A 13926-nucleotide genomic window follows, 5' to 3' on the forward strand; every position below is an offset into this window, starting at 1 on the left:
CGCTCACGCCCTCAGCCTATTGGCTGAGTCCGACATTCTTGGGTGAGCTCACCCGCAGTGCAGAGCGCGCTACCCCTGCCCTGCGGCCTTCTTCTTCCGCTCCGCCTCCTCGCGGTGCCGGCGGATCTGCTCGTGGATGAGCTGCTCCTCCTCGGTGAAGCGGAGGGCGTTGGCGTCATCGCCGGAGTCCCGGGGGCCGTCGGCCTCCTGGCGTGAAGGGTACTCGACCTCGTCCTCCGCCGGCTCTTCGCCGGTGTCGCGCTGCTCAGTCATGGCGACACTGTAGACCCGCTGTGCGCCCTTGGGGAGATGGCGCTCCTCGTCGTCGCCCACGGCCGCCTCCCGGGCTACGCTCGGAGCCATGGACGGCTCCCCCACCCTCGGCATCACCGGCGTCACCGGCGCCATCGGAGGCCACGTGGCCCGGCTCCTCTCCGAGCGCGGCGAGCCCCTGGTGCTGCTCCCCCGGGACCCGGCGAAGGCACCCGACCTGCCGCGCGCCGTCGTGCGTCCCGCCGACTACGCCGACGGGAACCTCTGCGAGCGCTCGCTCGAGGGCGTCGAGACGCTGCTCATGGTCTCCGGCCGGGAGAGCGAGACGCGCCTCGACGAGCACCGCAGCTTCATCGACGCCGCCGCGGCCGCCGGGGTGCGGCACCTGGTCTACACCTCGTTCATGGGCGCCGCCCCGGACGCGACGTTCACCCTCGCCCGGGACCACTTCGCCACCGAGGAGCACATCAAGTCCGCGGGCCTCGCCTACACCTTCCTGCGGGACTGCCTCTACGCCGACTTCCTCGAGGGCATGGTGGGGGACGACGGCGTGCTCCGCGGCCCCGCGGGCAACGGCGCCGCCGCGGTGGTGGCCCAGGCCGACGTGGCCTGCTGCGCCGCCGCCGTGCTCCTCGACCCGGAAGCCCATGCCGGGGTCACCTACACGCTCACCGGCCCGGAGGCCCTCACCATGGCCCAGATCGCGCACGTGATCTCCGCCGTCCGCGGCCGCACCGTTACCTTCCACAACGAGACGGTCGCCGAGGCCTACGAGTCCCGCAGGAAGTGGCCGGCCCCGGACTGGCAGTACGAGGCCTGGGTCTCGACCTACACCGCGATCGCCGCCGGGGAGATGGAGCACGTCAGCGACGACGTCGAGACCATCACCGGACGCCGGCCGATGAGCCTCAGAGAGGTGCTCCTGGCGCGGTAGGCGAATGTGCCCTTCTGGCGGCTCCGCGCCAGCGGTACGGTTACGGCAGGAGCGGCGGAAGGATCGGCCATGACTCGCTTCCTCATCACCTACCACGGCATGCCCTACCCCGAGCGCGAGGTCATCGAGCCCCTGCGGCGCGCGCTGCGCGAATGGACGGAGAAGTCCCTCGGGAGCGCCCTCGTGGACTTCGGTACGCCCCTGCTGCTCGGCGGCCAGCTCTCGGACGGCCAGGCCACGGACGCCGTGCAGATCGACGGCTACACGATCATCGAGGCCCGCGACCTCGCGGATGCGCGGGCGCTGCTCGCAGACCACCCCTACCTCGCCCGCGGCGGGACCATCCAGATCAACGAGTGCGTCGAGCTCTGACCCGGGCCGGGCCGGCGCCGAGCAGCCGAGCAGCGGAAGGAGCCTCCCATGACGCGCTTCCTCATCACGTACCACGACCTGCCCTACCCCGAGATGGACGAGGTGGCCGGGGAGCGGCGCGACTTCCGGGCGTGGGCGGAGAAGGCCCTCGGGGCGGCGATGGTGGACTTCGGCGCGCCGCTGTTCGTGGTGGGCCAGCTCGCCAGGGGCGAACCCGGCGCCCAGATGGAAGTGGACGGATACTCGATCGTCGAGGCCCGCTCGGCCTCCGAGGTACGGGCGCTCCTGAAAGACCACCCGTTCCTCGCCCTCGGCGCCACCATCCAGATCAACGAGTGCCTCGAGGTCTGAGCGCCCGCCCGGGCGGGTAAGCTCTATCGGTCCGCCTCCACCGCGCGGACCCGGCGTCCATGAAGGAGGCTCGAGACCGTGACGCGGCGATTCCACGGCTGGCGGCCCACGACGCGCCGCGGACGGAATGCCCTCTTCTCCCTCGGCCTGATCGTGGCCTCCCCCATCCTCGGCTTCGTGGCCGCAGAGGCGGCCGTCAGCGTGCTCGGCGTTCCCGCCTCGGACGCCGGCAGCTACCTCCTGTTCGCCATTGCCCTCACCACCGCCTTCATCGCGGGAGCCCACTGGGTGGCCGTCCTCCTCGGGGAGCGCTCGGAACTGGTGCTCATGCTCGCGGTGGCCCTGACGGCGGCGGCCATCGCAGCCTTCGTCTACATCCCGATCGCCGACTGGGGACCGCTCTTCTAGACCCGCGGCGCCCAGACCCGCGAGACCGTTAGTTACCGACCAGTAGCATCCGCGGGGCCCGCGGCGCTACCCTCGTGTGCATGACCTCCCGGACGACGACGCCCGCCCCCTCCGCGCACCTCTCGCCTTCCTCCGGGGCCGCGGCCGCGGCCCTCGCCAGCCTCGCCGCCCTGGCCACCGGCACCGGCCCGGAGCACGAGGTGACCGCCCCCAGCGACGGCCGGCCACTCGGCGTCGTGCGCCAGGCCTCCGCAGCCGAGATCGCGGCGGCCGTGACCCGGGCCCGCGCCGCCCAGAAGGCCTGGGCGAGGATGCCCGCGACGGCGCGGGCCGCCGTCGCCCGCCGCTTCGCCTCGCTCGTGCTGGATCGGCGCGATGAGATCCTCGACGTCATCGAGGCCGAGACCGGCAAGGCCCGGCTCGCCGCGCTCGAGGAGGTCATGGACGTCTCCCGCACCGCCGCGTACTACGCCCACGCCGCCCCCGGGCTGCTGCGGCCGCGCCGGCGCGGCGGGGCGTTCCCCGTGTTCACCCAGACCACCGAGCGCCGCCACCCCAAGGGCGCGGTCGGTGTCATCACCCCGTGGAACTACCCGTTCACGCTCCCGGCGAGCGACTCCGTGCCCGCCCTCCTCGCCGGCAACGCCGTGGTGATCAAGCCGGACGAGAAGACGCCCTTCAGCGCGCTGCTCACCCTCTCCCTCCTGCGCGAGGCCGGCCTGCCCGACGGGCTGGCCCAAGTCGTGGTCGGCCCGCGGGACGAGGCCGGCCCCGCACTGGTGGAGGCCGCGGACTACATCATGTTCACCGGCTCCAGTGCGACTGGGCGGAAGGTCGCGGCTCGCTGCGGCGAGCGGCTCATCGGCTTCTCGGCGGAGCTGGGCGGGAAGAACCCCCTCATCGTCCTCGCCGACGCGGACATCCCGGCCGCCGCGGCCGGCGCCGCGCGGGCGTGCTTCGCCAACGCCGGGCAGCTGTGCATCGGCCCCGAGCGGATCTACGTGCACGAGGCCGTCAGGACGCAGTTCACCGAGGCGTTCCTGGGCGAGGTGGGGCGCATGCGCGTGGCCGCCGGAGCGGGCTGGGACGCGGAGATGGGCTCGCTGATCTCCGAGGCCCAGCTGGAGAAGGTCCGGGCCCACCTCGAGGACGCGGTGGCCCGCGGTGCCCGGATCCTGGCCGGCGGCACGGCCCGGCCCGAGCTGGGCCCGTACTTCTTCGACCCCACCGTGCTCTCCGACGTGCCCGAGAGCGCTGCCCTGTGCCGGGAGGAGACCTTCGGCCCGGTCGTGGCGGTCTACCCGGTGGCCTCGGACGAGGAGGCGATCGCGCGGGCCAACGACAGCGCGCTGGGGCTCAACGCAAGCCTGTGGACCCGGCCCGCTCGCGGCGCGGAGCTCGGGGCGCGCCTCGAGGCCGGCACGGTCAACGTCAACGAGGGCTACGCAGCGTCCTGGGGGTCCCATGCCGCGCCCATGGGCGGGTGGAAGGGCTCGGGGGTGGGGCGACGGCACGGGGCCGAGGGCCTGTTGAAGTACACCGAGGCGCAGACCGTCGCCGTGCAGCGGCTGCTGCGCTTCGCACCTCTGCCGGGGATGTCCAACGAGCGGTACGCGGACCTCCTCACCGCCGCCGTGCGCGTGCTGAACCGCTTCCGCTGACGCGTGGCCGCGCCCGGTATCTGATATATCTGTGGTATGGGAAGCAAGAGCGCCGGCCGCACACTCGCCGAGCATGCGTACGCTGAGCTGCGCGAGCGGATCATCGACATGCGCCTGCCGCCGGGGTCGGCCGTGGACGAGGAGTCGCTCATGCGGGAGCTCGGCGTGGGCCGGACCCCGATGCGCGAGGCGGTCAAGCGGCTCGAGTCCGACCGGCTGCTGACGGTCTACCCGCGCCGGGGCACCATCATCTCCGAGGTGAACATCAAGGACCTGCGCGCCATCTCGGACGCGCGCCGGGTGCTCGAGGCCTTCGCCGCGCGCCGGGCCGCCGAGCACGTGACGGACGACGACCGGGTAGTCCTCCGGGGGTGCCTGGAGGAGCTCTCCCACGACGGCGTGAGGTCCAACCAGGATGCGATGGCCCTCGACGAGCGCATCCACCGGGCCATCTACGCGACCATGCGCAATACGTACGTCGAGGCCACGCTCATCCAGTACTTCAGCCTCTCCCAGCGGATGTGGAACTTCGTGCTGGCGGGCCTCGCGCCGATCACCGGCAACGTGCACGAGCACGCCGAGCTCGTGAATGCCATCATCGACGGCGATCCGGAGCGCGCGGCCAAGCTCGCCGAGGAGCACGTGACGCACTTCGAGGACCTGGTCCGCGCCGCCCTCTGACGCCCTTTCTTCAGCGCACGACGGCGGGCCCCGCCTCGCCCGGTCAGGTTCCGGGTGGGGCGGGGCCCGCTTCTCGTGCTGGGACGGGTCAGGCGCGGATCTTCGCCATCTCCGGGTCGACGAGAGGCTCGGCCTGGACGGTGGCGGGGATCCTGGTGCCGAAGTAGTCGATCTCGACCGAGTCGCCGACCGCGACCTCGCCGGGCAGCCAGGCGTAGGCCACGGGCTTGCGGACGGTGTGGCCGAAGGCCGCGCTCGTCACGTAGCCCACGGGGGCGCCGCCGATGAAGACCGGCTCCTTGCCCAGGACGAGGGAAGTGCCGTCGTCGACCGTGAGGCAGCGCAGGCGGCGCGCGGGGGCCGCCCCGGAGGCGGCCTCGAAGGCGGCCTTGCCCACGAAGTCGCCCTTGGCGGGGCGCACGGCGAACTCGAGCCCGGCCTGGACCGGGTCATGCTCGGTGGTCATGTCCGAGCCCCACGAGCGGTAGCCCTTCTCCAGGCGCAGGCTGTTGAAGGCGCTGCGCCCGGCGGCGATGACGCCGAACGGCTGGCCCGCGCCCCAGAGTGCGTCCCAGAGCCGCTGGCCGTACTCGGCCGAGGTGTAGATCTCCCAGCCGAGCTCGCCCACGTAGGACAGTCGCATCACGCGGACCGGGATGCCCGCGATGGTGGTGGACACGGCCCGGAAGTACTTCAGGCCCTCGTTGGTCAGGTCCGCGGGGGTGAGCGGCTGGACGAGGTCCCGGGCGCGCGGGCCCCACACGCCGACGCAGCAGGTGCCCCCGGTGGTGTCCCGGACCTGGACCCACTCGGCCGGGGACGCGGCGGTCTGGTCCGCGGCCTCGCGGGAGAGGTAGTCGAGGTCCTGGCCGCCGTTCGCGCCGACCTGGAAGAGGTCCTCGCTGATGCGGGCCACGGTCAGGTCGCTGCGGATGCCGCCGGCCTCGGTGAGCATGAGGGTGTAGGTCACCGAGCCGATGCTCTTGTCGATCTGCCCGGTCGTCAGGCGCTGCAGGAGGCGCAGGGCGCCGGGGCCGGAGACCTCGAGGCGCTTGAGCGCGGTCATGTCGTACATGGCCACGTTCGTGCGGGTCGCATGGGCCTCGGCCGCGGCGATGGGCGAGTCGAACTGGGCCGCCCAGTCGTCGCGGGCCGGGGCCTGCCACTCGGCCGGGAGGGTGTCGAGGAGGCCGCGGTTGGCCTCGTACCACTGCGGGCGCTCCCAGCCGGCAGCCTCGAGGAAGAAGCCGCCGAGCTCGCGCTGGCGGGCGTGGAACGGCGAGACGCGCAGCCCGCGCGGGGACTGGCGGGGCTCGAGCGGGTGCTTGATGTCGTAGACCTCGACGAAGCTCTGCTTCGAGGTCTCCAGCACGTACTCGTCGGTCAGCTGGATCTCCTCGAACCGCGCCACGTCCAGCTCGTGCAGGTCGGTGGCCGACTGTCCGTCGACGAGGAGCTCGGCGACCGCCTTGGCGACGCCGGCGGAGTGGGTGACCCACACGGCCTCGGCGATGAAGAAGCCCCGCACCTCGGGGGACTCGCCCACGAGGGAGCCGCCGTCCGGGGTGAAGGAGAAGATCCCGTTGAAGGCGTCGGCGATGCCGACCCCCTCGAGGCCCGGCAGGAGCTGCTTGGTGGCCTTGAAGGCCCGCTCGAAGTCCTCGGGGGTGAAGTCGAGCCGCGAGGGCATCGAGTGCTCGCCCATCTGGCTCCCGTCCACGGCGGGGAGCTCGTCGTAGCCCACCGCGATGGGGCGGTGGTCGTAGGAGCCGATGCCGAGGGACTCCCCGTGCTGGCGGAAGTACAGGCCCGCGTCCTGGTGGCGCAGGATCGGCAGCATCGCGCTGTTGCCGGTGCCGAGGACATGGCTGCCGCCGAGGGCGACGCCGTCGGCCTGCTCGGCGAGCTCGCGCACCGGGGTGGTCCTGACGTACTGGTGCGCCATCGGCACGAGCGGCACGCGCATGCCCACGAGCTCGCCGAGCGCGGGGCCCCAGAATCCGGCGGCGGAGATGACGATGTCCGCCGGCACCACGTCCTCGCCCGTCCGGACGCCGGTGACCCGGCCGCCCGCGCGCTCGATGCCCGTGACCTGCACGCCGCCGACGAACGTAGCGCCGCGCTCCTGGGCCCGCTCGCGCAGGAGCTCGACGGCGAGCACGGACGAGGCGAGCCCGTCGCCGGGCAGGTGGAGGCCGCCCAGGACGATGTCCTCGTCGATGAGCGGGTGGAGGGCCTTGGCCTCGGCCGGGTCCACGAGCCGTGCCTCGACCCCCCACGCGGTGGCCCACCCGTGCCGGCGCTTGAGCTCGGCGAGCCGCCGCTCGCTCGTGGCGATCTCGAGGCCGCCCACCTGGTTGAACGCGGCGAAGCCCGGGCGCTTCAGGGCTGCGAGCTTGCGCCCGGTGTAGGCGGCGAACTCGGTCATGGTCTTGGAGGAGTTGGTCTGGAAGACCAGGCCCGGCGCGTGCGAGGTCGAGCCGCCCGTCAGCGGGATCGGGCCCTTGTCGAGCACGGTGATGTCCGTCCAGCCGCGGGCGGTGAGCTCGTCGGCGAGGTTGGCGCCGACGATCCCGGCTCCGATGATGACAACGCGTGGTGAAGGCATGAGGGGCTCCCTTGGAGGTCGTGGAAAGTCGGGGGTCAGGGGAAGACGATGGTGCGGTGGCCGCTGAGGAGGACGCGGTTCTCGGCGTGCCAGCGCACGGCCCGGGCCAGGGCCAGCGTCTCGGCGTCGCGGCCCACCGTCGCGAGTTCCTGCGGGGACAGGCGGTGGTCCACGCGGATCACCTCCTGCTCGATGATCGGGCCCTCGTCCAGATCCGCGGTGACGTAATGGGCGGTCGCGCCGATGTGCTTGACGCCGCGGGCGTGGGCCTGGTGGTAGGGCTTGGCGCCCTTGAAGCCCGGCAGGAACGAGTGGTGGATGTTGATGGCCCGTCCCGCAAGCTGCCGGCACAGTCCGTCCGAGAGGACCTGCATATAGCGGGCCAGGACCACGAGGTCCGCCTCGTACTCCGCCACGACCTCGAGCAGCTCGGCCTCCGCCTGCGGCTTCGTCTCCGCCGTGACCGGGATGTGGATGAACGGCAGCCCTGCCGACTCGGCCATCGGGCGCAGGTCCGGGTGGTTGGAGACGACCGCCACGAGCTCGGCAGCGAGGCTGCCGGCCTTCCAGCGGTAGATCAGGTCGTGCAGGCAGTGGTCCAGCTTCGAGACCATGACGAGCACCCGCGGCGGGGCCGCCGGGTGGAACGCGAAGTCCATGCCGAACTGCTCGGCGATGTCGGCGAACTCCCCCGCGAGGGACGCGGCCTCGACCGGAGCCGCCGAGCCGAAGGCCGTGCGCAGGTAGAGGGTCCCTTCCTCGCGGTCGTCAAACTGCTGGTGCTCCGTGATGTCGAAGCCCCGCTCGACCAGGAACCGCGAGACCGCATGGACGATCCCGCTGCGCTGCGGACATGAGAGCGTGAGGACCGCGGCGTGGCCGCCGCCGGCCGGGGTGCGCGCACCTGCGCCGGACTCGCTCGGACGGAGGAGGGCTTCTGCAGTCATGGGTTTCCTTCCGGGGGTCCGGGCGGTCGTGGGGGTCTGCCGAGGTGGCGGCGGGGATGCAACCCCCTGCTCATACAACTGATATATAACAAACTAGTGGGGCCGCTCACACGAGGTCAAGAGGTTTTCGCCCCTGTCCGGAGCAAGACCTACTGGCGCCGCTCGAAGCGGACGGTGAGGGCCTTGTAGCCGGGAGTGTTGGACTCGCGGGCCACGAGGTCCTTGTGGACGAGGACGTTGGCCTCGGGGTAGTAGGCGGCCGCGCAGCCCCTGGCGGTCGGATACCCGACGAGGCGGAAGGCCTCGGCGCGGCGCTCGTCGCCGTTGAACACCGAGATGACGTCGACGAGCTCGCGGTCGGCGAAGCCGAGGGCCGCGAGGTCCTCAGGGTTCGCGAGCACCACCTTGCGGGCCTTGGAGATGCCGCGGTAGCGGTCGTCGAGGCCGTAGATCGTGGTGTTGTACTGGTCGTGGGAGCGCAGGGTCTGGAGGATCAGGTGGCCGGCCGGGGGCGTGAGGTACTCCAGCGGGGACACGGTGAAGCGGGCCTTCCCGATGTCGGTCGCGAAGGTGCGGGTGTCCCGGGGCGGGGAGGGCAGCACGAAGCCGTCCCTCGTGCGCACGCGCCGGTTGTAGTCCTCGAACCCGGGGATGACGCGGGCGATGTGGTCGCGGATCAGGTCGTAGTCCTCGGCCATCGCGCGCCAGTCGACCGGGTGGTCCTCTCCGAGGGCCGCCTGCGCCATCCGGGCGACGATCACGGGCTCGGCGAGGAGGTGCTCGGAGACGGGCCGCAGCCGGCCCTGGCTGCGGTGCACGACCGACATGGAGTCCTCGATGGTGACGAACTGCCGCCCGCCCGCGTGCTTGTCGTCCACGTCCGTCCGGCCCAGCGTGGGCAGGATGAGGGAGGTGCGCCCGTGGGCGACGTGCGAGAGATTCGGCTTCGTGGACACATGGACGGTCAGCCCGGTGCGCTTCAGCCCGGCCCTCGTGTGCTCGGTGTCCGAGGCCGCGGAGAGGAAATTCCCGCCCATCGAGACGAACACGTCCACCTCCCCGGCCTCCAGGGCGTGCTGGGTCTCCACGGACTCGTAGCCGTGCTCCCGGGGGAACGGGATGCCGAACTCGGCCTCGAGGGCGGCGATGAAGGCCTCGGTGGGCTTCTCCCAGATCCCCATGGTCCGGTCGCCCTGGACGTTGGAGTGCCCGCGCACCGGGCAGGCGCCGGCACCCGGCCTGCCGAAGTTCCCCTGGACCAGGAGCAGGTTGACGATCTCCTTGAGCGTGTCCACGGAGTGCCGCTGCTGCGTCAGCCCCAGGGCCCAGCACACGATCGTGGCCTTGGAGGCGACCATCATCTCCGCGACCGTCTCGATCTGGGCGCGGGAGAGCCCCGTGGCGCGCTCCGTCTCGGCCCAGTCCAGGGCGCGGCGCGCCTCGCGGTACTCCGCGAACCCGGCCGTCTGCGCCTCGACGAAGTGACGGTCGACGACGGAGCCCGGCTCGCGCTCCTCCCTCGCCAGCAGCAGGTGGCCCAGAGCCTGGAAGAGGGCCAGGTCGCCGCCGACCTTGATCTGGAGGAACTCGTCCGCGACCTTCTCGCCCCCGCCCACGATGCCCCCGAGCGCCTGTGGGTCCTTGAAGGCCATGAGGCCTGCCTCGGGCAGGGGGTTGACCGCGACGACCTTGCCGCCGTTCTTCCGGCATTCCACCAGGGCCGAGAGCATCCGCGGGTGGTTCGTCCCCGGGTTCTGGCCCACCACGAGCACCAGCTCCGAGCGATGGATGTCCTCCAGGGAGACCGTGCCCTTCCCCACCCCGATCGTGGGGTTCAGGGCGAACCCCGAGGACTCGTGGCACATGTTCGAGCAGTCGGGCAGGTTGTTCGTCCCCAGGGACCTGGCGAAGAGCTGGTACAGGAACGCGGTCTCGTTCGCCGTGCGCCCCGAGGTGTAGAACACACAGCGCTCCGGCGTCGTCGCGCGGAGGTGCTCTCCGATCAGCTCGAACGCCTCCCCCCAGGAGATCGGCGAGTAGTGCGTCTCCCCGGGCCGGACCACCACGGGCTCGGTGATCCGGCCCCGGGACCCGAGCCAGAACTCGCTCCTGCCTTCGAGCTCGGCGATGGGGTGCGCGGCCCAGAACTCCGGCGTGACCGTCCGCACGGTGGACTCCTCGGCGATGGCCTTCGCGCCGTTCTCGCAGAACTCCGCCGGCTTCCGCTTCCCGGTGATCGATTCCGGCCACGCGCACCCCGGGCAGTCGAACCCGTCCCGCTGGTTGATCCGCAGCATCCCCCGCACCGTCCGTGCGACCCCGGCCTGCGCCAGGCCCCGCTCGAGCGCCACGGCGACCGCCTTCACTCCCGCCGCGGCCGTCTTCGGCGCATGCACCTCGAGGGCGCCCTCGTCGATGTCGTGCGGGTCAGGAGTGGTGGTGAACAAGGAGAGGGCCTTTCGGAGATGGCGGTCGTGCCGTCGGTGACGGCGCTGAGCGGGGCTGGGCCGCCTCAGATGATGGCGGCCCTGAGCTCGCGTGCTGCCTTGGCGGGGTCCGCTGCGCCGTAGATCGAGCCGCCGGCCACCGCCACGTCGGCGCCCGCGCGCTGGACCGAGGCGATGGTTGCCGCGTTGACCCCGCCGGCCACCGAGAACGGCACGCGGGCCCTCTCCCCGGCGGTCAGGAGCACACTGAGGTCGTAGCCGGGCTTGGCCTGCTCATCGAGGCCCGCGTGGAACTCGACATACTTGGCCCCGAGCTGGCGCGCCTCCTGGGCGCGGGTGACCTTGTCCTGGACGCCGATGAGGTCCACGACGACGCCCTTGTTGTGGGCGCGGGCCGCCTTGACGGCACCGGCGATCGTCGAGTCGTCCGCGCTGCCGAGCACGGACACAAGGTCCGCCCCGGCCTTGAAGGCCAGCTCGGCCTCGAGCTCGCCGGCGTCCATCGTCTTGAGGTCGGCGAAGACGACCTTCGTCGGGTGGGCCTCCTTGACGGCCGTGACGGCCGAGAGCCCGGCGTTCTTCACGAGTGGCGTGCCGAGCTCGATGATGTCCACGTGCTCCGCAACCTGCGCGGCCAGCTCGAGGGCCTCGTCAACGGTGAGCACGTCCATGGCGACCTGCAGCTTCATGATGTGTTCCTTTCGTGGTGGATTGTCCTGGTCGTGGGGGTGGGCTATTCGATGTTCGCGTGGCGGAGCCACAGTTCCTCGGCCGGGGTCCCGTCCACTTCCCAGAGGGTCTGGAAGAGGGCCTCAGTGGCCACGAGCAGCACCTGCTCGAAGAGGCTTCCCGAGTACTGGCGCGAGGCATTGCCGCCGTGGTCGGCCTTCCGCGCGGCCGGGATGATCACGACGGCCTCGGCGCGGGCAGCGAGCGGCGATGCGCCGTCGGTCGTGAACGCCGCGATCCGGGCACCCACAGCCGCCGCCGTGCTCGCGGCCTTCACCACGCCGGACGTCGTGCCCGACCCCGACGCGGCGATGAGCAGGTCGCCCGAGCGGATGGCCGGCGTCGTGGTGTCTCCGGCGACGTGGACGTCCAGGCCGAGGTGCATGAGGCGCATGGCGGCCATGCGGAGCACCAGGCCGCTGCGGCCCGCGCCAGCGAGGAAGATCCGGGGCGCGTCCGAGATCAGCTCGGCAACGGCGGCCAGCTCTCCGCGGTGCAGTTCGCCCGTCGCCATGATGACCTCCCCGTGGATGAGGCCAAGGCTGCGGTGGACGCCGTCCGAGGTGACCCGGCGCTGCCGTGGAAGGGTCTCGATGCTCACAGATGCTCCTTTGCTGTCGGTGCCGCGCGGGCTGGGGAGGGGCTGCCTCCAGCATCTCCGCCGTCCGGAGGGGCGGGAACTGCCTTCTCGGGCGGTCCTGCCCACCCGTTCGGGTAGGGCACCCTTTAGACTGCTGCGATGTCCTCCACCATCGCGGCCGCCTTCGCGCGCGATCCCGCGCGGGAGGCCCTGGCCCTCCTGGACTCCGCTGCCGCTCTCGCCGAGGCGCCCCTGCCGCGCATCGCCGAGATTCTCCGTACAGCCCTCGCCCCGTATGTGCGGTGTTCGGCGCTCGTGATCTTCACGGAGGACTGCACCGGACGGCCGCAGAAGAAGGCCGGGGCTGAAGCCATCATCAGTCGCGTCACGCTCGACGAACTGGACCTGATCCGGTCCTCCCTGCCCGACCTCGCTCCGCGGTGGAGCGATGAGAGGATCGCCGGCGCGTCCCGTCCCGTCCTCGCCGCGCGGTCGGCAACGAACGCGCTCCTCGTCCTGACGGATCCCCTCGCCGTGGCGGACCCACCTAAGGCCAGCGGGGTCCTGGACCCCGATACCGGGGCGGTGCTCGCCCGCCTCTGGCACCTCGCGGCGGTGCGGATCCGGGACAAGGTGGCCGAGGCGACGCCGTCGTACCTGAGGGAGTCCCGCGCGGTGTCCGCCGAGCGTTCGCGGCTCACAGCAGAGCTCACCGACGCGCACTCGACCACGCTCGAAACGATCCTCGCCGCCCTCCGGTCCGCGCGCCAGTCCGATGGGGCGGCACGACGAGCGGCCATCGACATCGCAGCGGCCGCACTGGTGAGGCTCAGGGCGTCCGCTGACAGGACGGCCTCGCTCCTGGAGGAACCCGTGGTCACGGCGTTCGAGCGCCTGCGGGCTGATCTGCGCCCTCTCGAGCGGTTCAGCGGGATCTCCCTCCAGTTCGTCGAGCCGCCCGTCGACGGCCGGGCCCTCCCGGGGGAGGTCGCCCACGCCGCGCGCGCGATCGTGCGCGCGCTCGTGCTGGCCATGGTCGAGCAGGACGAGGTGCACCGCATCCGCATCCAGTGGGGCTGCGACGGCACGAACCTGCTCGTGGACATCCGGGACGACGGCCAGGGCGGCCTCTCGCTCGCCGAGGACGGCCTCCGGCGCATCGAGCAGCGGGTCCAGGCCCTCGACGGGCGGCTGCGCCTCGAGGTGCTGGAGGGCTGGGGGGCAGACGTGTTCGTCTCACTGCCCTTGGATCCGCCGTCATCCCGGGCGCCCAAGGGGCCGGGCGCGGAGTGGGAGCTGGGCGAACGCGAGGAGGAGGTGCTCCGGCTCCTGGCCGGCGGCCTTCGCAACCGCGCCATCGCTGCCGAGCTGGGCCTGAGTGAGAACACCGTCAAGTTCCACCTGCGGAACCTGTTCCGCAAGCTGGGCGTCTCGTCGCGCGCGGAGGCAGTAGCCCGCGCCGCGCAAGCCCACGCGGGCCAAAGGTGATCTACGTCACAAATATTGGCGGGACCCCCCGCCTGTATGGCCATCATGGCAGCAGTCCCTCACCCCGACCCACTCCTTGGAGGTTCCCCATGACCAGTGCAGCCCACCGCCCCGACGTCCACGAGGTCAAGGCTGTCGTGGTGCGTTCGAAGGGTGCTCCGGCGACGGTGGAGACGATCCTGGTCCCGGATCCGGGCCCGGGCGAGGCGCTCGTGGACGTGCTCACGTGCGGGGTGTGCCACACGGATCTGCACTACAAGCAGGGCGGCATCGGGGAGGACTACCCGTACCTGCTCGGGCACGAGTCCACGGCCGTGGTCTCGGCGGTCGGCCCGGACGTGACCGACCTGAGGCCCGGGGACCGGGTCATCCTGAACTGGCGGGCCGTGTGCGGGCAGTGCCGGGCCTGCGCCAAGGGCCAGCCGCAGTACTGCTTCGCCACCCACA

The 13926-nt window shown here is 71.9% G+C and carries 14 protein-coding genes; 8 read left to right on the top strand and 6 right to left on the bottom strand.

The annotated features are described in order from the left end of the window. Nucleotides 1-69 precede the first annotated feature (69 nt). Nucleotides 70-273, bottom strand: a complete 204-nt coding sequence (locus tag ACVWWH_RS19350) for a hypothetical protein (protein ID WP_141305605.1) — start codon at nt 271-273, stop codon at nt 70-72. Between the two features lie 88 nt (nt 274-361). On the opposite strand from ACVWWH_RS19350, the gene ACVWWH_RS19355 reads away from it, so the two are divergent. The 6 genes from ACVWWH_RS19355 to ACVWWH_RS19380 all read left to right on the top strand — a co-directional run bounded on the left by ACVWWH_RS19355 (nt 362) and on the right by ACVWWH_RS19380 (nt 4680). After that, on the top strand, nt 362-1207 hold the full coding sequence (locus ACVWWH_RS19355) for an SDR family oxidoreductase (RefSeq protein ID WP_457317682.1): 846 nt from the start codon (nt 362-364) through the stop codon (nt 1205-1207). Nucleotides 1208-1276: 69 nt separating this feature from the next. Next, complete coding sequence (locus tag ACVWWH_RS19360; protein WP_066500394.1) at nt 1277-1579, top strand: YciI family protein; 303 nt, start codon at nt 1277-1279, stop codon at nt 1577-1579. A 48-nt stretch (nt 1580-1627) separates the two neighbouring features. After that, entirely contained in the window at nt 1628-1930 is a 303-nt protein-coding gene (locus tag ACVWWH_RS19365) for a hypothetical protein (RefSeq protein WP_457317683.1), read from the top strand. Nucleotides 1931-2008: 78 nt separating this feature from the next. Then, nucleotides 2009-2338, top strand: a complete 330-nt coding sequence (locus ACVWWH_RS19370; protein WP_066500411.1) for a hypothetical protein — start codon at nt 2009-2011, stop codon at nt 2336-2338. A gap of 80 nt (nt 2339-2418) precedes the next feature. After that, entirely contained in the window at nt 2419-3999 is a 1581-nt protein-coding gene (locus ACVWWH_RS19375; protein WP_457317684.1) for a succinic semialdehyde dehydrogenase, read from the top strand. 36 nt (nt 4000-4035) lie between these two features. Further along, entirely contained in the window at nt 4036-4680 is a 645-nt protein-coding gene (locus ACVWWH_RS19380; RefSeq protein WP_066500414.1) for a GntR family transcriptional regulator, read from the top strand. Between the two features lie 88 nt (nt 4681-4768). On the opposite strand, the gene ACVWWH_RS19385 is transcribed toward ACVWWH_RS19380, so the two are convergent. From ACVWWH_RS19385 to hxlB, 5 genes are all read right to left on the bottom strand, one after another. Beyond that, nucleotides 4769-7288 carry a GcvT family protein gene (locus ACVWWH_RS19385; protein ID WP_457317685.1) on the bottom strand — a complete coding sequence of 840 codons (2520 nt, stop codon included), beginning with the start codon at nt 7286-7288 and terminating at the stop codon, nt 4769-4771. Between the two features lie 35 nt (nt 7289-7323). After that, a complete protein-coding gene (gene purU, locus ACVWWH_RS19390; RefSeq protein WP_457317686.1) occupies nt 7324-8235 on the bottom strand; it encodes a formyltetrahydrofolate deformylase in 912 nt (303 codons plus the stop codon). A 149-nt stretch (nt 8236-8384) separates the two neighbouring features. Further along, nucleotides 8385-10682: an FdhF/YdeP family oxidoreductase gene (locus ACVWWH_RS19395; RefSeq protein ID WP_457317687.1), complete on the bottom strand. Its 2298-nt coding sequence runs from the start codon at nt 10680-10682 to the stop codon at nt 8385-8387. 65 nt (nt 10683-10747) lie between these two features. Then, nucleotides 10748-11371, bottom strand: a complete 624-nt coding sequence (gene hxlA, locus ACVWWH_RS19400) for a 3-hexulose-6-phosphate synthase (RefSeq protein ID WP_066500421.1) — start codon at nt 11369-11371, stop codon at nt 10748-10750. A 44-nt stretch (nt 11372-11415) separates the two neighbouring features. Beyond that, nucleotides 11416-12012: a 6-phospho-3-hexuloisomerase gene (hxlB, locus tag ACVWWH_RS19405; protein WP_371326634.1), complete on the bottom strand. Its 597-nt coding sequence runs from the start codon at nt 12010-12012 to the stop codon at nt 11416-11418. A gap of 138 nt (nt 12013-12150) precedes the next feature. Here hxlB and ACVWWH_RS19410 point away from each other — a divergent pair, with 138 nt between their 5' ends. Together ACVWWH_RS19410 and ACVWWH_RS19415 are read left to right on the top strand one after the other, a co-directional pair. Further along, nucleotides 12151-13479 (top strand): LuxR C-terminal-related transcriptional regulator, encoded by a 1329-nt coding sequence (locus tag ACVWWH_RS19410; RefSeq protein WP_457317688.1) that lies wholly within the window; start codon nt 12151-12153, stop codon nt 13477-13479. Between the two features lie 89 nt (nt 13480-13568). Then, the coding region (locus ACVWWH_RS19415; protein ID WP_457317689.1) for an alcohol dehydrogenase catalytic domain-containing protein at nt 13569-13926 on the top strand (358 nt) is incomplete at its 3' end.

The sequence above is a fragment of the Sinomonas sp. RB5 genome (genome assembly GCF_054063535.1).

Coding starts and splice junctions, on each gene's coding strand:
- ACVWWH_RS19350 (WP_141305605.1), bottom strand. CDS start 273: ATGACTGAGCAGCGCGACACCGGCGAAGAGCCGGCGGAGGACGAGGTC.
- ACVWWH_RS19355 (WP_457317682.1), top strand. CDS start 362: ATGGACGGCTCCCCCACCCTCGGCATCACCGGCGTCACCGGCGCCATC.
- ACVWWH_RS19360 (WP_066500394.1), top strand. CDS start 1,277: ATGACTCGCTTCCTCATCACCTACCACGGCATGCCCTACCCCGAGCGC.
- ACVWWH_RS19365 (WP_457317683.1), top strand. CDS start 1,628: ATGACGCGCTTCCTCATCACGTACCACGACCTGCCCTACCCCGAGATG.
- ACVWWH_RS19375 (WP_457317684.1), top strand. CDS start 2,419: ATGACCTCCCGGACGACGACGCCCGCCCCCTCCGCGCACCTCTCGCCT.
- ACVWWH_RS19380 (WP_066500414.1), top strand. CDS start 4,036: ATGGGAAGCAAGAGCGCCGGCCGCACACTCGCCGAGCATGCGTACGCT.
- ACVWWH_RS19385 (WP_457317685.1), bottom strand. CDS start 7,288: ATGCCTTCACCACGCGTTGTCATCATCGGAGCCGGGATCGTCGGCGCC.
- purU (WP_457317686.1), bottom strand. CDS start 8,235: ATGACTGCAGAAGCCCTCCTCCGTCCGAGCGAGTCCGGCGCAGGTGCG.
- hxlA (WP_066500421.1), bottom strand. CDS start 11,371: ATGAAGCTGCAGGTCGCCATGGACGTGCTCACCGTTGACGAGGCCCTC.
- ACVWWH_RS19410 (WP_457317688.1), top strand. CDS start 12,151: ATGTCCTCCACCATCGCGGCCGCCTTCGCGCGCGATCCCGCGCGGGAG.